Raw genomic sequence first — 22,605 nt, 5'->3', positions numbered from 1 at the left:
GGTCAACCTCTGTTTTGTGTTAGTTAATGGGCATGTTTTTTAGGCATCATACAAACATGCAAGAGGAGCCAAGCGGCTGATGCGCAGATATATCAAGCGGGCTGCCATAGGCCTCAGCATTTTTATTGTTCTGCTTTTCACGATACCTGTCGGCATGCACCTGTACCTTGCCACCGAACCCGGGGCACAGCATTTGATGGTTGTCATCAATGGTCTCATCCCTGGGAAAATCAGCGGCCGGATTATATCGATATCACTTTTCAAACAGACTGCAGACATACGAGACGCCGTTCTTTCCGACCCTGAGGGCAAGACAATTCTCAAAGCAGAGCGGGCCACAATTTCATTAAATCTCCCGGAGCTTTTAAAAAGCAGTCTTGTATTCAGGGTCATACGTCTCGAGCGCCCGGAGATAACTCTGGCAATCGGGACAGACGGTCAGCTCAATATAGTCAATGCCTTCAAGGACAAAAACTCACCGAAGAGCAACCTCCGGGTATTTATCAATAACCTGTATGCTTCAGACGGTATCCTGGCCTTTCACCTCAAGGATAAAAGTGAGATTGTGCGCATGCAGGAGGCCAGATTGAACCTGTCAGCAGCCTTTGCCGGGGATGTGCTTCTTAATATTGACATACCTTCTGCCCGGACCTTGTTCAATCTGTCCGGCCGTGAGGCATTCTTCGACGCCGGCTCCTTTTCCGGTTCCATTATTAACGATCGAATCAATGATATAAGGATATCGATAGAGAAAAACTCATCCATCGTGAACGCGTCAGGGATGGTATCGGATCTTTCCGGTCAGCCTAGCATCAATGCTTTTCTTAATATCGATGCAGACATGGCTGATTTAAATAAAGGGCTCGGACTGCCTGCATCGTTTGACGGCAGGCTTTCCGCTTCACTCAAGGCAGCCGGAAAGTACGATAACCCTACCGTCGCCGGTGATATCAGTTACATCGGGAAAATACCCGCCTTATCCGCTGATATTCCAGTAAATTCCGGTTGGCCGGGGACAGGGAAGATTTCATTCTCCGGAACATTGGCCGACAGAAGGCTGAACTGTACCTCTGCCAAGTTCGATTTTGCACCAGGTCTGGTTCTGATAAGTGGCGACATCGACCTCAGCCCTGTCTTTCCCCGCTCATATTTTGGAGCAGTCAGAAACTGGGATGCAATCACCTATGACCTGGCAGTTACATCACAGGATATCCGCCTCTCGGATATTTCCAGCGCCGTGCGCGGCACTCTGGGGGCAGATCTCAAGATCAAGGGCCATGGGATTAAGCCTGAAGCCATCTCAGCGGACATATCCGGCAAGACATGTGTAGCTGGTTTTCACACCGGCAAACTTAAAAAAACTGACCTTAATTTTTCAGGATACGGAAAATACCGAGATAAAACGATTCTGCTTACCCCGGTGACCGTCTCAGCGGAAGGGTCCATGCTTACAGCACAGGGAACCGTTAACACCCGCTCTCGTGTTATTGAAGGGACACTCGACCTTGAGTCCCCCGGAATCGAACGGCTCATGGCATTGTTCTCAATCGATGCAAGAGGGACCCTGCGTGGTAAAGCCGCTCTAACAGGCACGCTTGACCGTCCTTCAGCAAGACTCTCACTGAATTGCGATTCCTGCTCCTGGAAGGATATTTCACTGGATGAAGTTCTTCTCGACGCATCACTTGAACCATCCGGATCGCTGACAATACATAAAGGAACGATACTAAATCATGCTTCAAGGATTACTGGTTATGGCACGCTAGGAATTTTCTCCGAATTTCCTCACCTGAACCGCACGCTGCCTTTCAATCTAGCAGCCGATCTCAACAGGGTGAATCCGCTTGATTTCTCATTCCAATCAAAGCTGTCCGGGGCCGTTAACGGTCATGTCACAGCTTCAGGCAGCAGGTCGCAAATCTCGGGCAATATCCTTATTAATGGTCATGACTTCAATTATGCCGGTATGCCCTTTGGCAATATCATACTGGATGCCAGTCTAAGTAAAGGCCTGCTTGATGTGGAAAGCATAGGCATTTCAAAGGGAAGCTCTTTGATAAACGCTTCCGGCGCAGTCCGGGTTCTCAAGGACAACTCCTTATCCATGATAACAGACCCGGATATTGACATGAAGATTACAGAAGGCAGGGTTTTTCTTGAGGACTTCCTCAACGAGGCATCAGGAAATATCGAACTGAGCGGGAAATTGAGCGGAACGCTCAATCATCTTGACGGAAGCGGGGCACTGGTGGGAAAAAATTTGAGTTACGGAAACCAGAAGGTTGAGAAGATAAATCTCGATGCAAGGTTTGAAAACGATCGCATTCTTGTCGAACCCGTTATTGCGGTCATAGCTCCCGATCAGGTTATCCGTGGTGGCGGATGGCTGTCGCTCGGAGGAGAGTACGCCTTTGAAGTCTCTTCTAAGGGAATATCCCTTGCATCCATTGGCTATCTCGAAGACCGCCCTGAACTGACAGGTAAGGTCGGAATAGACATATCAGGAAACGGTACACTGAAAAACCCGGGCGTATCAGGTAAATTATCTCTGTCTGAAATGAAATATATGGACATGGTCCTGCCTGACGGCAGCCTGAATTTCGATCTTAATGATCATATCCTGAATGCTGCCGGAGCCCTCGGCCTGGACTTTAGAGGCAGCCTGGATACCCGTTCGCGGAATTATACCGCGAAGGTTACCTTCAACCGCACCGATCTGGCACCTCTTTTTGCCTTTGCAGACAAACCATCACTGAAAGGGGAAGCTTCCGGAACCTTCAAGGCTGCCGGCAGAATCGGGAGTATTCAGGATATTGCCGTAGATGCGGACATCTCAGGCCTTTCAATATTCCAGGGGAACAAACCCCTTATAAAGGCCGACACCATTGCAGGCTCATACACTGACGGCACTCTTGTTCTGCCGGTCACTCACCTCATACTTGCGGAAAGAGGCAGTCTCAACCTTAGCGGAAGCGGCACCATAAGGAACGGCCTTGTATTCGATGCCGATGGATCGGTTCCTGTTGAAGTCATCGGGGCATTCTTAGAAGATATCGATGAGGCCGGAGGCACCGTGCGATTCTCATCTCAGATACGGTCCGGAAATACCGGCACCGGGATCAAAGCCCTTTTCACTCTCGAGAACTGCGCCTGGCAGATCCCTTTTAACGGTCAGCGTATTCACGCACTTAACGGGACTATCCGCATGGATGACGGTACAGTTTTTCTCTCAGGGCTGACCGGCGATCTGGATACAGGAAGTTTCACCATAGACGGTACGACAGCACTTCAAGATTACAAGCGTCTCACAATGATCGATGTACGTGCAAAGGCAAATGCAGTCCCAATAGTTTTTCCCGATATCATGGACCTTTCTCTTGACGGAAACGCCTCACTGAAAACCATATCCAATAAACCACGGTTCAAAGCGGACGCGGTTATTGTTGACGGTACTTATTACAGGGATGTTAACCTCAATCTCCTTACCGGCGTGGTCGAAGGAATCTTCCCGAAACGCAAGCCTGATATAAGACATAAAGAGCCTCTTCCCCCTTTCATTAAAGACATGGCCCTTGATGTCACGTTAAAGCGCCGCGGCGAAGTGAAAATTGACAACAACGCTGCCGCGATCGAACTCAACCCGGACCTGGAGATTACAGGCACCGTGGGCGACCCGGTGATAAACGGCAGGATAAGCGTCATAAACGGGACAGTTATTTTCCAGAACAACACCTTCACCGTCACTCACGGCGTCATCGATTTCCTGAATCCCAACAGGACCGAAGCAAACCTGGATATTATAAGCCAGACCAAAGTCAGGGACTGGACCATTTACCTCTCGCTCGAAGGCCCTCTCGAAAATCTGAAACTGAATCTGAGCTCTCAACCTGTGGAAGTCCAGTCGGATATAATTTCTCTGCTCGTCACGGGGAAAACCTTCAGTGAACTCACCCAGAAGAATTCAACGGCAAAGGCATCGCCTTCCCTCATGGCTGCCGAACTCCTGACAAGCACCTACGGTTCGGAGATCAAGAAAGCAGCTAATATTGACATCCTCAAACTTGAATACTCGAGCCCGACCGGATCGAAAACCGGCAACGATATGAAGTTCACAGTCGGCAAGGATATATCGAACCGGTTCAGCATCTCCTATGAAATGGAAACCAGGAACAATGTGACATCCCAATGGGGGATAGTCTCCTACAAGCTGTTCGACAACCTTATGGTAAACGGCTACCCCGGTACAAGCGGCAATTACGGGGCTGAAATCCAGTTCAAACATGAATTCAGATAAATTCTTTTTTTTAAGGCTGATAGGACTTGCCATGCTGGCGATTCTCTTCTCCGCCGCCGGCGCTTCAGGTGAGAACACGTCTGTTTCCACCGAGAATGCCTTCAAACCAGCTTCCTTTGAAGGGTCTGTCATGAAACGTGTGGAAGTTATCATCACGGGATGCCCCTGGTGCACCCCTGCAATTGAACAGATGGCGCGTGATCTCATCGCCCTTCATCAGAATGAACGATTCACAGCCGGTAAATATGATGAATCTATCGAGTCCCTCACCCTTAGCGGTAGCTTCGAAGAAATACTGCCATCGATCAAGACGCTTGATGAAGGCATCGAGGTCATTTTTGTCCTGAAGCCTGCCCGTGTGATCAGTGACATCAAGGTCAGCGGAGAGTATCCGCTGTTCAAGAGTGAGGTCCTGAAGGCCATGAGCATCTACCCCGGAGACACGCTGCTGCCAGGAGCTCTTACTGCGCATGAGGCCCGTCTTGGCGATTTATACTCCCTTGAGGGCTATATCGAGCCGAGAGTGAAAATAGAGGAAGTCCGGGACAGCTCAGCAGGAACCTCACTTGTCAATGTGCAGATACAGCCCGGAGACTATTATGTCCTTGATCAATTCACAATCGACGGCAACCGGGGCATGTCCGCCTCAGAGATCAGAATGCACATGAATATCTGGCGGACATCCTTCCTGATTCTCGAATCGAGGCGCTTCAAGGAACCTGAATTCGACCGGGATGTCAAAAACCTCACAAAGCTATACTGGAAAAGACGATACCCTGAATGCGAGATCCGTTCCACCGTCAGCAAAGACCCCGGGAAGGCGCTTGTTTCAGTAGGTCTGAGCATCAAGGAAGGCCCTCGCTACGAAGTCTCTTTCTCAGGCAACCACCGTTTCTGGTCATCAACCCTAAAGAAGGACCTTGTCATTTTCAAGGAAGGCAACCGAAGGGATCGTGGTCTGCGCAAAAGCATCGAAAACATCAAGCAGCGCTACCGTATGGCAGGCTACTCTTTCACTGAAGTAAAAATTAAGGATGAAAAAATAACAGCCAATAACCTGACAACACGTCGGATTGAACTTACCATAACTGAAGGCCCGCATACTTCGGTCAAGTCCATGAAGTTCACCGGAAATTCAGCCTTTGATGAGGAGTCCCTTAAGAAGACCATGAAGACAGGAACCGGATCACTTTCGAGGGAGGACGACTACATACCTGACCAGCTGGAAATGGATATTTCAGCTATTAAGAACCGCTACCTGCAATCAGGTTATCAGGATGTGAAAATAACCCCCGACATCGTCTGGAATAAGGATAGAACCGCAGTGGAAATCACCATGAAGATTGATGAAGGCGTTAAATCAATAGTAAAGTCGCTTACGTTTACGGGACTCACAGCCATGTCCCGGGAAAAAGCCCTTGAATCCCTGAGGCTTAAGGCCGGGCAGCCATTCAGCAATGCGCTGGTAAAAAAGGACGAGGTCTCGCTTGCCAACCTGATTTCCGCTTCTGGACATCCATATGTAACAGTAAAAAGCAGTGCCGGGTTCACACCGGACAAATCAGAGGTCGATGTAAGCTTTTCAGTCAACGAAGGACCGCTTGTGCGTATCGGGAACATTTATTATAAGGGCAATCTGAAAACTCGGAGAAAGGTGCTTGACCGCGAGATCAAGATCAGGACCGGCGATGATTTCTCACTTGCCGCAATTCTGGAAGGTCAGAAGAACATCCGTGATATGGGAATTTTCAAGTCCGTCCAGTTCAAGACCCCGGGGCTTAAGGATAAAGAAGAGAATATACCCCTTCTTGTCGATGTGGAGGAAACACCGCCGTATTATATCCAGGGCGGTGTGGGATACAGGAGCGACAACGGATTCTACGGCAATGCCCGTGCAGGAGACAGAAATCTGTTCGGAATGAACTATGACAGCTGGGCCAGCGGTGAAATAAGTCAGGTCGGGTACAAAGGCGAGGTCGCACTCAATCAGCGCAATTTATTCGGGACCAATATCTCGACTACCTATTCAATATCATACGAACGCAAGGAGGATTTCAACCAGACCTTCGGAATCAAGGACCTTACAGGCTCGATTAATTTCCAGCGCAAATTCACGCCTGAGCATCTTACGGCAAGCCTGGGTTTAAGGTACGAACGCCGCGAGCAGTTTCCTCAGGACTCCTCCATCGTAACCGATGATACCTACCTTCCACGCGGTATCCTGGTAACAACACCCGGTTTGGCTTATGATACGCGGGACTCATTTGTCAGGCCTTCAAAGGGTATCTATTCTTCTCTGTACATTGATGTTTCGAGAGGTCTGGAAAACTCGCTTGATAATTTCCTGAAATACAAATTCCTGCTGCGTGGATACTGGCGGCCATTGCCGCGGCTAACCTTCGCCGGAATGGGAGGTGTAGGCTTTATCGATCCCTATGACACTTCAAGCTCGATCCCGGTCGACCAGCTGTTTTATCTAGGCGGGACCTTCTCTGTACGCGGCTATGCCGAAAATATGCTCCGCTATGATTCCCAGGATAATGCGGTTGGCGGCCGGCTTTCCGTCAATGCCAGCCTTGAGGCACGCATAGAATTAATAAACAGCCTGGAGGCCACCCTCTTCTATGATACGGGTTCAATTCAGAAACCCGTTACAGAGGCAGGCACTGACAGTTTCCGCTCTTCCGTGGGGTTTGGATTGAGCTATATCACACCTATCGGCCCTATAAGTCTGTTATACGGGCTCAAGATACACCCTAGAGAAGATGAATCCCCCGGGTGCTTCCATTTCTCGATCGGATACACGTTCTGAATCATGAAAGCGGGAAAAGCCAGGAAATCAGAATGATTGATATCGGATCACAAGTTACAACCCCGGATCAGTTGTTAAGAGAATATTCTGGTCGGGACGAAAGGATTTGAACCTTCGACCCCCTGAACCCCATTCAGGTGCGCTACCGGACTGCGCCACGTCCCGAACCGTAAAATCTGCTAACATGTGAATCATGGGGTGTCAAGCATTGCAAGGTAAATCATACGGCAGAAAGACCCGGTTAATTCACCGACCGGACCGCAGGCGCTGATGCGATCTGAGACGGACGGTCATAATATTGTCTGATTATCATTCTGGCGAATTCATCGGCCTTTATCCAGTAATACGGATCTCTTAAAAGAAGGCTTACTATTGTAATCTTGCCTTTAGTCGGATGATCGGCATAACCTACAAACCATGTAAGCCTGCCATCAGGGTTTTTGCTGTCTATGCTCCCGCTCTTTGCGCCTATTGTAACCTCTTTCAGGATTCTATCGGTAGTGCACATTCTGAACCTTCTGGAAAATGTCCCGGATTTGATCGTACCACCCATCATGGAATAGATATCATCGGCAATCTGCTCATCAATTGCAGGCGCTTTTTCAACAGGCATCGACCTGACTATTCTCGGTGAGACCATGAGGCCCTTATTGAGTGCGGGGGTCACTATCTGCGCCGCGTGGACTGGAGACATCCGGGTTGTATGGTTGAGCCCGCATGCCAGCTCGCCCAGATCATACTCGGTTTCGGGAATCATAACCGTACTGGGTGCGGACCAGCATTCCCTCATGGGAGGTTTCCAGAAGCCGTACCTCATGGCATTGAGGAACAATGGCTCTTCTCCCAGAGACATGCCCAGCTTTGCAAATACCACGTTGTTCGACTGCGCAAACGCATGGGCGAATGTAATGTACTGGGTCCACTTGTCGGTACTGTCCTTAAGCTGCCCTTTGTAGATAGTCCACGGATTCCCGCTGTATGATACGGTACTCTCGGGTGTCATGCCCTGTTCAATTGCAGCGGACGCGGTCACTATCTTGAATATGCTTGCAGCAAGGTATGAGTTCAAAGGTATGCTGCAGTCTTCACCGGACCTGTCCTTGCCCCACATCGAAATAATATCGCCGTCATCCGCATCCATTACCACGACTGCACCGAAACCGATTTTATATTTTTTTGCTGTCTCGGAAACATAGCTCTGAAGATCCCAGTCAATTGTCAGGTCATATTTTTTTATATCTGTTTCGGTTATGTGCTTGAAGATATCTTTTCCCAGAAGCTTATGTTCAATATCTTTGACTGCAACATCCGCCTCCTCTTTTTTCCCGGCAAATACGATAGTAAAAATAAACAGAGTGACAATCATTAAAAAGAGATACGTCAGGTATCTTCTGCGCTTTTTTTTCCTTAATGAAGTGAATGTATATTTGTTTGGAATCACTAAGCGGCATATCTCATAAACACCCCTTTTTGTCAACCTGCCCCGGCTTATAATAAATTCATAAATTAATAATAAATTCAGCTTGATGGGATGTTTTTTTCAGGAAGGGAAAAATAAAATACAGACCCCTTATTTTTCTCCGATTCAATCCATATATCACCTTTCATATCGTTCACCGCCTTCTTGACAATTGACAGTCCGAGTCCTGTTCCTGTTGCCAGATCTTCATAAGTCCTGAAGAACATGTCGAACACATTTTCCAGGTACTCCGACGGTATGCCTATGCCGTTATCCTTGACATAAAATATATGCATCTCGGCTTTAGGCCTGTATCCGATATTTATCAAAGGCTGACGGTCCGGATGGGAATATTTGATCGCGTTTGAAATAAGGTTTGAAAATACCTGTATGAGTCTTGCCCGGTCGGTTGTTATTACAGGCATGTCATTATCAATTACCACTTTCCCTGATTTTGCTTCAATCTGTGGTTCAAGCTCGATAATTATGCGCTCGATAACGTCTCCGACATCAAGCCGTTCTTCTTCAAGTCTGTAATTCTCGGCAACTGAATAGTTCAGCAGGTCATTTACAAAACATTCCATGTGCTGGCCGCTTTCTTTTATCGCATTAAGATATATCCTTTCTTTCTCACTTAACTTATCGGACATGGTTTTCATAAGTCTGGCGGCAAATCCGTTTATGGCGATTATCGGATTCTTGAGATCATGGGAAACCGTGTAAACAATCCTTTTCAGGTCCTCATTCCTGTGTTCGATAGTCATCATGGCGTTTTTCAGGTCTTCCGTCGCTTTTTCAACCTCGTTGAAGAGGATAATATTCTCAAGCACCGCACCCATATGCAAACCCACACTCAGGAGAAGCTGCCTGTCATCAGCCGTGATATCGCGTTTGCCGTATGCGCCGATATTCATCACCCCCAGAAGTCTGGTTCTCGATCTTATCGGAATAGAGGCAAACGTTTTAATCCCGTATCGCCTGAATGCAACTGATGTTATTCTTATATCCTCCGAAGCGTTGCTGATGATAATCGGTTCCCCGGTTGCCGCGACCCTACCCGCAATGCCTTCGCCGAATTTTAATTCTTTAAGAGACTCTACGATATAGTCCGGAAGCCCATAGGAGTGAACGCATCTCAGGGTGTTTGTCCTTTCATCGAGAAGAAAAATCAGGCCTGTTTCGATGTTCATGATTTCCAGCACTTTTTCAAGAACCCTGCTGATCACATCATGCATGTTTATGGATGAACTCAGGGTCTCGGATATCGAGTTGATTGCCGACAAATCTTCATTCTGTCTTATAATCCTCTGCTCAAGCGCAACCTTCTCAGTCACGTCCCTCAGAACTGCCAGAGACAAACCCTGGCTATCGTCAACAGAATGGAATCGTCCGTCCAGTGTTTTTCTGCCTGAGGGAGTATCAATTGAGAACTGCACAGAAAAAGCAGGCGCTTTGTTGTGATTAATCTCAGACAGAGTATTCCCCTCGCCAAGATTCAAAAACACTGAAAAATCTTTTCCTATTGCTTCAGCCATGGGAATACCCAGCACATCGGTGAATGCCTTGTTGCAGAAACTGATTATACCTTTGTTGAGCAGCAGAATGACATCCGGAGCATCCAGTATAAGATTTCTGAACCTTTTGTCCTGCCCCAGGTCGCTCCCCGCAAGCTGATTCGTCATTATATGATAAGGCTCGATCGAATATCCGGTAATATGGAATAAGCCCGTTTCGCTGAACAACGGGGAACTGAATGTTTCGATTACTGTCGTGAAAGGTATTTTTTTATCAATAAGATCTCTGACTTTACGAAAAAGTTCGTAATCAAGCCTGAGTCTGGGCAGCCTGTCAAAAATAATCGTACCTACAAGGTCTTCACCGGCTTTTGATACATCCGAATTGAACTTTGAATTTGCAAATACGATCCTTCCATCGGAATCAAAGGCGCATACGCCGAACGGGGCATAATCAAAGACCCTGCTCAGGCTGATAATTGTATCGTCCATTTACTAATCTAGGCTCAAAGATTCATTTTTCTTGAGCAGACGGACATCGCATCCTGCAAGTCTTTTGAACTCAAGTGCATCATCCAGAGAACCAACGATATCACCCCAGTGTATTGGTATGGCAATTTTTGCCCCTACATCAAGAACGGCTGATGCCGCTTCCGCCGCCGTCATCGTGTACGTGCCCCCGGAAGACATGATCGCTATATCGGCCTTGATGCCTTTCATTTCAGGTATTCTGTCGCTGTCACCCGAATGGTATATTTTTCTGCCGTCGATATTCACTATGAATCCTGCCCAGTCATTGCTTCTTGGATGAAAACCTTTGCCAATGTTGTAAGCAGGGACAGCTGAAATTTCAATGCCGTCAATCAAAACCTTCTCTCCCGGTTTCACGACATCGGTTATAAGCGGCGTTTTCATAGGGGCGACAACCCTGGTATCCGGTCTCGAAATCATTTTGATATCTTGTTCACTGTAATGATCATGATGTTCGTGGGTAACAAGAACCATGTCCGCAGACGGAAGACCTGTGCTTAATCTCCAGGGATCTATGTATATATTAAGATTCGCATTCGAAACAGACACGCTTGCATGGCCTAACCATGTTATTGTTAATGGCATCACATCCTCCTTTACTGACCCGCTGAAAGAGCAGTGATAACAAATAAAACATTAGCATTTCATGGCAGGTTTGTGAAGCTTTGATGATAATTCAGAAAACCCCAAGCTGGCATCCCAGAATCTTCAATCCCAGCGCATCCGCCGCATTTCCCGCTTCCGCCCTGTTTATTCCAGAGGCATCGGCAATCCGCCATAATTGAGGACATTTTATCACCCCATCAGAGCTTTCCGCTTTTATCTCATCAAGAATTTTTTTCTCGATTTCCACAGGCCTTCCAAGGTTCTTGTAATATGATTTTCTTTTTCTTCCGTAACCGAAAAGGCCCAGCTGGCAGTATGTCAGTTCGACATTCATGTCATCCGCGACCTTTCCTACCTCTGAAGAAGATCTCTCGGCAAGAACAGCTATCATATGGGCAACTGCACATGGAAGCCTGTTTTTTTCAGGATATCTTTCAATAAGTTCTTCAATCGTGAATTCGCACATATGTCCTCCTATTCTTTTATTATAAGCGCATCCGCGGCTTTCGGAATGCCTTTGTCATCGATTATCAAAGGATTGATATCAAGCTCTTTTATGTCCGGGAAATCTGCTGCAATCCTGCCGAGATTGACAAGTATATCCGCGATTTTATTCTTATCCGCCTCTTTGGCGCCCCTGTATTCACCCAGCAGTGCCGCCGCGGAAATACCCTCAATCATGGATATTGCACAATCACGGCTCAAAGGGGCGAGCCTTACGGAGATATCCCTTAACGCCTCCGTATATATGCCGCCAAGACCGAAAACAACGCAGGGGGGAAATCCCGGATGCTTTATGATGCCTGCCATGAATTCCCGACCGCCTTTCAGCATCTCGGCTACAAGTACCGGAACACCCTTTTCCTTTTTGTTTATCGACATGAAAGCTTCCTTGAGTGAAGCCTTGTCATTAATACCAAGATATACAAGCCCCCTTTCCGTCTTGTGCTGAATGTCAGCCGAACATGCCTTAAGCGCAACAGGATAACCGATGCTCTCAGCCAGGATAAGCGCCTCATCAATATCCTTCGCAACCCCCTCCCTGCTCACCGGTATTCCATAGGCATTGAGCAGAAGCTTTGACGTATGTTCATCAAAGGCATCCTTTGATGCCATAATCTTTTTCGCACCGTCCGGTATCTGTTTTTCTGTGTATCTGGGAAGAGCCCTGTTTCTTATCTCAAGCCAGTACTTTGCAAGGGCTCCCATGGCTTTTGCAGCCTTTTCAGGCGAGTCGAACACCGGGATTCTGTGCTGGTTGAATACACTTATCGCATGGTCGTCCTGATCAAAAAACGACGAGATCAGAAGAGGCTTTCCGTGCCTGAACGGCATTGAAACAAGCTCACTCAGATCGATTTCTGAAGATTTTACAAAATCATCCATTGAAATATCTACCATCGGCTTTAAAATTGGATAAATTTCCTTCATGAAGCCTGTATCCATAATGCCGTGCAGTATGAGCGCGTCAATTTCATCCGAGGAAAAAAGCGCTTCCGGTATATCCTTTGTAAGCGCTCTCATATCAATATGGAATGTCAAGTCAACCGGGTTCCTGGGACTTGCATGGCCGGGAATGAATTTCGCGACTTCATGCTGAAGTTCCTTTGAAAACACAGGCACATCGAGTTTGTTGCTGTTGCAGGTGTTTGCAATGGAGGTTCCCGGACCTCCCGAGTTTGTAAGTATAGCTATCCTCCTTCCCTTCAACCCGGGCTGTGCAGCCAGTGCCCATCCCGTTTTAAAGACTTCTTCGATCGTATCCACCCTTATGATTCCAGACTGCTCGAAAATTGCATCGTAGATATAGTCGGGCCCGGCCATAGCCCCTGTATGGCTCGACCCTGACCTGGCACCCGCTTCGGTTCCACCTACATACTGTGCAACTATAGGCTTTTTCCTCGCAACCCTGCGGGCTGTTTCGATAAAGGCTTCCGGCCTTCTGATTCCCTCGATATACATGCCTATGGCCTTTGTCGTCTTGTCTTCACCCAGATATTCAAGGCAGTCGACAAGGTCGATATTGGCCTCGTTCCCGACGCTTATCGACTTGTTTATGGCAATACCCCTTTTCCTTAAATACGGTAAAGTCTGAGCGACATAGGTGCCGCTCTGGGATGCAAGGCTGAAACTGCCTCTTCTGTTGCCGGAAGGCACGACAGTAATATTAAGAGGAAGCCATGTATTTATTATCCCAAGACAGTTGGGCCCCAGAAAACGCATCGAATACCTGGCCGCTATCGCCTTTATCCTTTCTTCGAGCTGCCTGCCCATAGATCCTGTTTCCCTGAAGCCTGCCGAGATGATGACGGCTTGCTTCACCCCTTTTTTACCGAACTCTTCCAGCATTTCCGCTACAAGATTAGTCGGCACCACGAGTATTGCAAGTTCAGGAACATACGGGAGTTCGCTTATCTTCTGGTATGCCCTGCGTCCAAGGACAATTTTCTCTTTGGGATGTATAGGCATCACCTCTCCGGAAAAACCGCTGTTCAACAGATTCAGACATTGGATCGTTCCCATTTTCGAGAGATTATTGCTTGCCCCTGTAATGGCGATGGATTCAGGAGACATTATTTTATGTAGTGGATTATTTGACATTTGTTCCTCCTTGATTCACAAATATAGAAAAATACGAACAGGTACAAGAGCTTATATCTGTCCCGTTATCTTCGAATACAGCAGTCCTGCATACTCATGTACAGCCCTTGTTGTGTTATTGATTCCTCTTGACGTGAAGAGCATGTTTTCCGGCTTGAAAATACTGCAGCTTTCAACAAGATGGCCCGCCGGAGCAGGAATGGGTTTCATTCCCTGCTTTCTGAATATGCCGGCAGCTCGCTTCATATGATATGCAGACGTAACCAGTATGAATCTGTCTTTCCCAACCTTCCTCCTGATCATGACAGCTTCTTCAAAGGTGTCCCTTGGCCTTTCTTCCAGTACTATTCTTGATCTTTCCACCCCGAGCCCGATTGCCGTCATTTCATAAGCCCTTGCATTGGTTATTCCGTTTACGGGTATTCCTCCCGATACTATGATCTTTGCTTTTGGAACCGCCCTTGATAAAAATATACCCTCGGCCATTCTTTGAATCGAGTCCTGGTTGAGTCTGCCCGACATCGAAACGCCATCACAGCCAATCTTGCCTCCACCCAGGATTACGATCCATTTTACACCCTCGGTGTTTTCCCTGTCAGGTTTGAAAACCGGACAGGCCTTTTCCAGACTGTACAGAAGGCAATCCGATGTTATCCCGCATGAAGAGACCATAAGGATAACAAGGCCTGAAACCATGAACAGTTTGCCTGCCCGCTGCATTTTTTTGCCTGCGTAAAGCATGATGACACCTGCAGAAAAAACAACAACAGATAAGAACACCGGATCAAGAACGACAGCAAATATCTTTTTGAGATAAAACACCATCCCTCCCGTCAACAAAGAGATAAGACATCATATAATTAAAAAAAAGCGTTCCGGTCAAACCCGAAACGCCTTTCTTGTAAGAAATAATCCAACCGAACTACCAGGGGGAGGCAATTTCTGTAAGTATCGGATATCTGCTTATTTCGTTTTCGTTCATCTCTCTCGGCAGAATATAGATTTCCTTTGCAACGATAACGTTGTTTTTGGATTCAGGATCATAAGCCCCTGAACCTTTTACGACCACGAATACGCCGGCTTTTATACTGGTGGCGCTCAGTTCGTTGCCGTTGATATCCATTACAGATGTCTTGTACCTGGTGCGACCTATTACATCATCGATTAGCATTACGTTATGTTCCTTAACCATTATCATATTCCTGTTCACATAAGCCACATTCCCGTAGATGCCCGAAGGTGACCAATCCCTCAGCACATTTGCGAGAGCCCCTGCCATACATATGGAAGGAAGCGAAAAGGCACCTAAAATGATAAGGGCGGCAAATATCTTCTTGTTTTTCATCAGTCAACACCCCCTTACTGCTGCTGCCAGTAATACCGGTGCACTTCGCGGTTTCCGGCCACTTTGATTACATTTATGATCCCTTCCATCGATACGACCACATATGTCTGATCAGGCGTGATAACTATCTTAGGTTCGGCGGCCATACCCTTTCCCGTCACGACCACCCTGTCTGATTTGGTCTGGGAACCATCATTGTTTGAATCGTAGACCGCATTACCGTTTTTGTAGTTGACGGCATACACCCTTCCAACTCCTGTCGCCGAGGAGGTACACGGATCTGAACTGGCTCCTGATGTTGGTTGATATGTGGTGAAATATGCAACCCTGTCATATACGATAATAGGCGACACGACCTTTTCTCCCGAATTCTCCAGCGTGATATACCAGCCGGTTTTTGCCTCGAGATCAGACAGGACGGCCGCCTTTTCCGAGTCTGTTGCAGTCGTGCTCTGGAGGATATCGGATGTTACGTCGACAAAATCCGCCGTATCGGAATCGGTCAATGTATCGTCTGTAATTCCGTCAACCCAGGTTGTGTTCCAGGGTGCGATCTTCCACTTGTTTTTAACCGCATAGAGCCTGTTAGAAACTATATTGCTGCCGGAATCATCCAGAGGGTCTTCGCGGTCTCCCGAACCGACATACACCCAGTCGCCCCAGGATTCCTGGGCTATCCCCGGCGAATAGAACAGCTTCCTTTTCTTTGAGGTTGAACCGTCCTGCGCTGCATGGAACAGCCATCTTGCATTCCATGTGCCGTCGCCGTCCAGATCATTGAATGCAAAGACATCTCCACCCAGGGCCACGGCATATATTACATCATCATATCCGTCGTCATTGTCGTCATATGCAATCAGGTCAATTATGCTTGTGTTAAGCTTATTATAGCTGCTGTAGGTAAATGTGACAGAATTCACCAGAGTGCCGTTTTCCGCATCCACACCGAATATCGCCTTACCGGTTTTGTCACAGTTCGTGCATCCGCTTACATAACCCGAGCCAGGATTGCTCAGGTCCTCATTCGTATCATACCCTCCGGCCAGCAATATGACATTCTGGGTAGAGCCGTCGGCCTTCTTTATGGTCGCAAATAAAGGCGTCGACCAGGATTCGCCAAGCGTCTCCGTCCCCAGGATCGAGTCCGGAACCTCCCAGCCCCATGCAGGGTTTGTGTAATCGGTCACATTGAGCGAATAGTATGATTTTCCTCCCCTTCTGAGCCCGAAGGCGACGAATTTCTTGTTGTTTGTCGAGTAGACCAGGGGTGAACCGTCGACATATATATCGTGGATTCCGTCGCCGGCAACTTCCAGCAGGGTGTTTTCAGGTGGAATATTCTTAAGCTTTGAAACAAGTTCCCATGGCGTGAATGACCAGGCCTCGTAGATCGTGTCGTTCTGCAGATTTATAGAGCTGCCGTCATTCCCTTCATTGTCTACGAAACAATGCAGGAATCCGTCGTTAGAACCTACGAACAAAACATTCGAATTGTGTGCATCATCGAAAAGGATAGCAGGCCTCGAATGCAGGACATCGCCAAGGAGCCATGTCCTGCTCCTGGAGTTCCCGGAATTTGTCGCATAAATGCCTTCGGCCCTTACCCAGTCGACGAGATCGTTTCTTTTTGCCGTATCCCCTGAAGCGAAGTTGAGATCTTCAGGAGATATGTTTGTCTTGCTGAATTCTATGAGACCGCCGCCCGCCTTTCTGGTCTTGAATGTCCGGGCATGGCCAGAATTTCCATTATATAATACCTTTCCAACACCGCCGTAGTTTACCTGCAGGCCGTCGGAAGGTGGATTCTCCAGATACCACGCAGTAAGTACGGAGTTTGAAATAAGGCCGTCGCCGTCAATAACAACGGGATTCGCATACCTGTCAAGAAGTACCTCTCTCTCATTCGTTTCCCCGCTCGTGTTCTTGAAGCCGAACTTTTTCAGATTGCCCCTCCAGAACCCCGGTATAGCCTCGACCGGCGAGAAAATGCCGATGTAAAGTGAATTACCCGCGTAGGTCTTGTTCGCCCTGCTTATCGGTACGACAGGCGCCGTATAGCATGAGTTCTTAGCAACTATATCGCTGAGAATTATCCTCAATGCAGAATCGAGGCCTATGTCCTCATTGGTGGTAAAATACATGCCGTTGCCGGAGTCTCTCTCCTTGCCCTGGCCGTTGTCACAGGCATCCCTCAATATCTCCGTATCGACGTTGAACCCTATGGCATAGGTGTTTACATGCTGCCAGTTGGAAGTAGCCATATCAGGGCTTGTGCCGTAGGTTCCGTATGAGACGCCGGCAGCATCAGTCCTGCCCGACGACCTAAGAATGAGGTCTTCCTTGTATAGGAATCCCGCCACATCGTCCAGGTAATCGCTTCCATTATCCGTATATGTACCGGAGACACAGCCGTTCGGGTCGCAGCCATCCTTGTCATAGTCACCTATGGCTTTGCCGTTTAAATAGGTGCTGGTGGTAAGCAGCGCCCCTTTGTCCTGGGTCGGCATTCCGTCTGTAATGATTATGACATTGTTCGAGCGGCAACGGTAATCTATCGGGGAATAGTATTGTGTCTTTGTGCTCGATGTAAAAGCCGCGGAATCCGCAGCGGTAATTTTACCATAATAAGGGGCGGCACCGGCAAAATACCTTCCGGCTTCGGCAAGGGTTTCTGCAAGGGGCGTCCATGTCGAGGCGGTCTGTGCGTTTATCTTGTCTATCAGATCCGTTTTGAACAGTGATTGTGTCGCGATCCATTCAGCTTCGGTAAAACCTGATCTGTCCTCTTCCGGAATGCTAAGATATGTCGGATAATTGTAATAGCGGTTCAGCCCCCTGTCCTTGACTGCGGATACCACATATCCGCCTTCATCGTAATTGAACACCATCAGACCCCAGCGTATATTGAGAGGCGTGTTCTTGATAACGCTGATGATCTTTTCCTTCGCGATGTCTATCTTCTTTCTGTAGACGGGTGCCACTGCCTTCATATAGTTAAGATAATTACCGGTCCTCAGCAGGTAATACGAAGAACCCCCGCATCCATGAGGATTGCTCCATTTGATGTTGCCGCCCCATTCCCCGTCTGTATTCAGGTTGTCCCTGGCACTGCTGCAGCTTATCTCAGACGAATCTACAATACCGTTGGAACCAATATCTGCAAAATAGTACCATCCCGAGCTGTACTGATAATAAACGTCGGTCCTGTCATACGTGCATGATGCGCACGTGTATATTGTGGACGGATTGTAGTTCTCCCCAACAAGAATAGAATCGTCCATACTCCCTGAATTATCGAATATGATAAGGACATTCGGCGCCAATGACGTGGAATCGCCGCCATACATGTCGGTATCCTCGGCAAATCCTGCAAAAGGACTCATCATGATTGCCATGATCGCCAATGCTATGGCCCATATCCTTTTCATCAGAGCATCACCTTCTTTATGTGTTTTTTATATTTCATGTCTTAGGAAAAGCCTTGTAAGCACCGATGAGCACCGATTGTCCATTTTTGCTAGCGCTTATTCTGTAATACCTTGCCTTGAACCTGGCCGGATCAGTACCTGATGAAAGCGGCGGTTTGCTTATCGCAGTGAGTCTCACAGAGATCGTAACATCGTTGATCTCAGACGGCAGACTGGATGCGTCATAAGTATATACACCGTTGATTGTCGTGCCCAGATCTGCAAATGCAGCGGAATTTTTCAGCATCGCCCACTCAGCCGCACTTTCGATCTTATAGAGGGTTTTTTTATACTGGGCCTCGTTTCCGGCAATCCTCGTTTCTATGAAACTGGTTCTTGCCAGAAGAATCCCCACGACAACAGTGACCATAAGGACAAGAAGCACCATGACAAGCACCATGCCGTCTTCATTCTCAAGAGGTCTGATTTTTTCTTTCATCAGCAGATCACCTTTTTAATTGATCCCGGTATAGAAATCCATGCTGTACGTCCTTGGCGTTTCCTTCTCGTTCCATGTCACTGTCATCCTTACCAGGAGCAGCCTCGGATTGTTCTCCACACGGCTTACTGTCCATGAAGGCGTATAGCTGACATTCTGAAATGTCTGAGCCTGGCCTGTATACTGATTTTTTCCGCTTGTCGTTTCAAGCAGGTCTGACCCCTGAAGGCCGTCTGTCACCTGATCCGTTGTAAAATCAATATCCTGAAGCCTTTCAGCCTGAGTCTCTGCGACATTAACTGCATTTGTGAGCTGCATGCTGTACATATTTCCGTTTATCGCCGCCACATGCATCCTGGCTGCACCGGCTATCCCGACCGAAAAAATGACAAGGGCAATTAAAAGTTCAACAAGTGTAAATCCCTTTTCCCTGTTCTCTCCGGAAATCAGATCGCCATGCACCTTCATGTTATTCCTCCCGGAAGTGCTGTTATTCACATTCCTTTTAGTATTATTTCCTGATTGCGGCTTTGCATACGCCGGCTTATCAGTCTTTTTGTCTTCTCTCCCGTATCAGTATCCACTTTCTCGCTCTGTGTCCCAAGCGTTACCTGTACGGATAGGACATTACCTGCCTGAGACTGCGTGAGCGTGCCTGAAGGTACTATTTGAACATTATTCATTCCGTAATAAACAATCCCGAAATCGGTTACATTTTCCAGCAATGCAGTTGTTACCCCTTGATTCGTCCTTTCCAGGGTTGTACCGTTAAGGCGGTATATGACGTTTTCGCCATCCGACGTTGTCGCCCCGTCAAGGTTCATATCCATGCGCAGCCCCAGTGAGTTGATTCCAGAATTTTCCGCCTGGAAAGCAGACACCGAAGCGAACCTGGGGTCCGTGCATCCTGAGTTTCTGACATCACGGTCTATCATGTCCATGACAGCCCTTATGTTCTGCTGAAGCGATGCAACCTCATGCTGCTCTTTACTTGTTTTGTTCTGCGCGAGATATGCCATGAATGCGGAGCCGACGAGCACGATTGAAAGAATCATGACAATCATGAGTTCGACAAGGGTAAGCCCGGATTTATATGGATTGGTGCCAGGACCTTCATCATTGAAGGCAAACGCCTTGATGCAAATATTTCTGCGTTTTTTTATCAATGAAATCATCTGTCAACTGCCCCCCCGAGCAGAATGTTTCTAAGCCTTATTGGATTCTTTTCGGCACGATTCCTGAATGACTTAATCATTATGTCACCGGATTTTTTTGATATTATGATTTCACCCTGAAGATCGGTCCTGTAGATGCTTATGTTAGCTGATCTCAGACGAGACAGGGCATCTTCCGAGGGCAGACCGAAACGGTTCTTGCGTCCGCATGTGATAACAGCCGCTTGAGGTTTGACAGCATCGAGGAACATCTCAAGGCACGACCTTTTAGATCCGTGATGGGCCACTTTCAGGATATCAGCCTTGATTGTCTTTTCCATATGCGCCATGTTTACCTCTCCAAACATATCCGAGTCGGCCATGAATATTCCGCTCAGACGGTCGTCTCCCGCCGTCAGAATAATGGAATGCAAGTTAAGGTCCAGTTTCCGTCCGGAATTTTCCAGAGGGATTATCGGATAAAATACCTCTATTTTCATGCCATTAGAGAATACCAGGCTGTCACCTGCCTTAACTGTCTTTACAGGTATCCGTTTCAAATTTGTAATCTGAAAAACGTCTGTGAAATCCGGATCGTCTTCAAGGTTGATCCATACCTGTCCGGTTTTGAATCTTTTAAGAATAAATGGCAGACCGCCGATATGATCGGGATGTGAATGCGTGGCAACGACAAGATCAAGTTTTGTTATGCCTCTTGATAAAAGTCTAGGACCTACAATGAATCTGCCTGTATCAAAACCGGTAAATGATCCGCCTGCATCGATCAGTACCGAATGACTGCCTTTTGTAATGAGTATGCAGTCGCCATGCCCGACGCTTATGAAGTCAAAAGTCAGAGGCTGGTTCATTTTCTGATGCTGCAGGTAAAACGGAATTATTATGAGCGTAATGCAGGCGGGAATCATAATGATGATTTTCAACAGAGAACGCTTTGCATAAAGCGCGATAAAAAGGAATGTGTACAAGAGATAAAGGTACCGGACATCAGGCTTCGGCACAGGAACAAGGCTACCGAATCTTTCTCCTGCGATCAGTATCAGGGAAACAGCGTCCATGCTCAGACGGAAGAGGAAACCAGCTCCAGCCGTCCACACATATGATGCCAGCATTCCTATCAGGGACAGCGGCATGATTATAAAGCTGAACAACGGAACAAAAATAAGATTAAAGATCACGCTCAGAGGAGAAACAAAACCGAAATAGTACACTGACAGGGGAATCGTGAAGACGGCAGCAATGAACGGCAGGGCGATTATCTGTATAACCGGACCCTTTTTGGCAAGCCTCTGCGTGACGCCGACTATTCCGAGAACAGCGGCAAAAGAAAGCAGAAAGCCTGCTGTATAAAGGCTGTGAGGCCATAACGCAAGTATCAGTATCCCTGAAAAAGCGAGCGCATCGATAAGATTTATCCGTCGTGCGGCCATGAAAGCCCCGACTACGATGCATGCCATGACAAGGGCCCTTATGGTCGGGAATGAAGGCTCGACAATCATGCCATAGAAAATTGCACAGAGAAGCCCGAATGCTTTGGAGACCAGAGGAGTATCGATTCTTTGAGCCAGAGGAGGGATAACCCTTACAATGTTGAACGAGACCAGGTAGCCGAAAAGTATCACCAGTCCGAAATTGAGTCCTGAAATTGCAATCAGATGAGATAGCCCCAGAGATGCGAAAAGATCATTAACCTCAGGCGTAAGACCTGACCTGTCACCGGTCAGTATTGCTTTAAGTACCGCTGCCTCATTGCTTCCGACAGCATCCAGCATTTCTGCAAATTTAAAATTTGAAATCTTTTTGCCAGAAAACCGGATATTTTTGAAATCATTGACATAACCGGTTATGGTAATGCCTTCGGCCAGAAGGGAATGTCTTGTGTCAATCTGGCCGAAATTGTCCGGGCCTGACGGTAATGACAACCTGGCCGGAGCACAGATGTAGTCGCTTGAAGGCAGATCAGCATTTTCATAAACTCCAATTCTTGCCCTGCCCCGTACTTCTTTTCCGTCGATGCGAACGTTTTTTAATTCGATCCTGAGCGTACCGTATTCAAATCCTGATGAAATTATTCTGCCTGAAATTATGTGTTCTCCCTCGTAACAGGAAGGGTTTGCAGAAAACAAAAAGGCCAGGGCCCCTATCAGAATTCCGGCCAGGATATGCGGCAGTCTTTTCATTGAAAAAAGCAGGAAAAGAATCAAAAACAAAAAAGATGCGGCCTGGACATCCTGCATAAGAACACATATTCCAAAAGCAGTTCCGGCAAAAATACATACAAGAGGATGTTTCATCCCCGAATCTCTCAAAAGCATAAGATTAAGAATAAATAACTGTTTGATTAAAGCAAGCTCACCAATTTTAC

General features: G+C 47.4%; 14 protein-coding genes and 1 tRNA gene. 2 read left to right on the top strand and 13 right to left on the bottom strand.

Features of this window, described 5'->3' with window-relative positions; translation table 11 throughout:
- The first annotated feature begins 79 nt into the window (after positions 1-79).
- Both VIS94_16185 and bamA read left to right on the top strand, forming a co-directional pair.
- A complete protein-coding gene (locus tag VIS94_16185; GenBank protein HEY9162616.1) occupies positions 80-4,294 on the top strand; it encodes a translocation/assembly module TamB domain-containing protein in 4,215 nt (1,404 codons plus the stop codon).
- Positions 4,281-7,106, top strand: a complete 2,826-nt coding sequence (gene bamA, locus VIS94_16180; GenBank protein ID HEY9162615.1) for an outer membrane protein assembly factor BamA — start codon at positions 4,281-4,283, stop codon at positions 7,104-7,106. Before VIS94_16185 ends, bamA begins: the two co-directional genes overlap by 14 nt.
- An 88-nt stretch (positions 7,107-7,194) precedes the next feature.
- On the opposite strand, the gene VIS94_16175 is transcribed toward bamA, so the two are convergent.
- The 13 genes from VIS94_16175 to VIS94_16115 all read right to left on the bottom strand — a co-directional run bounded on the left by VIS94_16175 (position 7,195) and on the right by VIS94_16115 (position 22,534).
- Positions 7,195-7,271: transfer RNA gene (locus VIS94_16175), tRNA-Pro, on the bottom strand.
- 76 nt (positions 7,272-7,347) lie between these two features.
- Complete coding sequence (locus VIS94_16170) at positions 7,348-8,547, bottom strand: penicillin-binding transpeptidase domain-containing protein (GenBank protein HEY9162614.1); 1,200 nt, start codon at positions 8,545-8,547, stop codon at positions 7,348-7,350.
- Between the two features lie 77 nt (positions 8,548-8,624).
- Positions 8,625-10,571, bottom strand: a complete 1,947-nt coding sequence (locus VIS94_16165; GenBank protein HEY9162613.1) for an ATP-binding protein — start codon at positions 10,569-10,571, stop codon at positions 8,625-8,627.
- Between the two features lie 3 nt (positions 10,572-10,574).
- Entirely contained in the window at positions 10,575-11,195 is a 621-nt protein-coding gene (locus VIS94_16160) for an MBL fold metallo-hydrolase (GenBank protein ID HEY9162612.1), read from the bottom strand.
- 91 nt (positions 11,196-11,286) lie between these two features.
- The gene (locus tag VIS94_16155) at positions 11,287-11,682 is read right to left on the bottom strand and encodes a hypothetical protein (GenBank protein HEY9162611.1); all 396 of its coding nucleotides are present in this window, start codon (positions 11,680-11,682) and stop codon (positions 11,287-11,289) included.
- A gap of 8 nt (positions 11,683-11,690) precedes the next feature.
- Positions 11,691-13,817 (bottom strand): acetate--CoA ligase family protein, encoded by a 2,127-nt coding sequence (locus tag VIS94_16150; protein ID HEY9162610.1) that lies wholly within the window; start codon positions 13,815-13,817, stop codon positions 11,691-11,693.
- Positions 13,818-13,868: 51 nt separating this feature from the next.
- The gene (locus tag VIS94_16145; GenBank protein HEY9162609.1) at positions 13,869-14,642 is read right to left on the bottom strand and encodes an ElyC/SanA/YdcF family protein; all 774 of its coding nucleotides are present in this window, start codon (positions 14,640-14,642) and stop codon (positions 13,869-13,871) included.
- A 97-nt stretch (positions 14,643-14,739) separates the two neighbouring features.
- Positions 14,740-15,162, bottom strand: a complete 423-nt coding sequence (locus VIS94_16140) for a hypothetical protein (GenBank protein HEY9162608.1) — start codon at positions 15,160-15,162, stop codon at positions 14,740-14,742.
- Positions 15,163-15,176: 14 nt separating this feature from the next.
- A complete protein-coding gene (locus VIS94_16135; protein ID HEY9162607.1) occupies positions 15,177-18,590 on the bottom strand; it encodes a hypothetical protein in 3,414 nt (1,137 codons plus the stop codon).
- Positions 18,591-18,624: 34 nt separating this feature from the next.
- Positions 18,625-19,068 (bottom strand): PilX N-terminal domain-containing pilus assembly protein, encoded by a 444-nt coding sequence (locus VIS94_16130; protein ID HEY9162606.1) that lies wholly within the window; start codon positions 19,066-19,068, stop codon positions 18,625-18,627.
- 15 nt (positions 19,069-19,083) lie between these two features.
- On the bottom strand, positions 19,084-19,536 hold the full coding sequence (locus tag VIS94_16125) for a prepilin-type N-terminal cleavage/methylation domain-containing protein (GenBank protein HEY9162605.1): 453 nt from the start codon (positions 19,534-19,536) through the stop codon (positions 19,084-19,086).
- Between the two features lie 26 nt (positions 19,537-19,562).
- The gene (locus tag VIS94_16120) at positions 19,563-20,243 is read right to left on the bottom strand and encodes a prepilin-type N-terminal cleavage/methylation domain-containing protein (protein ID HEY9162604.1); all 681 of its coding nucleotides are present in this window, start codon (positions 20,241-20,243) and stop codon (positions 19,563-19,565) included.
- The gene (locus VIS94_16115) at positions 20,240-22,534 is read right to left on the bottom strand and encodes a DNA internalization-related competence protein ComEC/Rec2 (protein HEY9162603.1); all 2,295 of its coding nucleotides are present in this window, start codon (positions 22,532-22,534) and stop codon (positions 20,240-20,242) included. Before VIS94_16115 ends, VIS94_16120 begins: the two co-directional genes overlap by 4 nt.
- Positions 22,535-22,605 lie beyond the last annotated feature (71 nt).

It is taken from the genome of Desulfomonilia bacterium, from assembly GCA_036567785.1.
Classification (GTDB): Bacteria; Desulfobacterota; Desulfomonilia; order UBA1062; family UBA1062; genus DATCTV01.
Note: the sequence above shows the minus strand (reverse complement) of the source record. Positions and strands in the feature narration are given on the sequence as shown.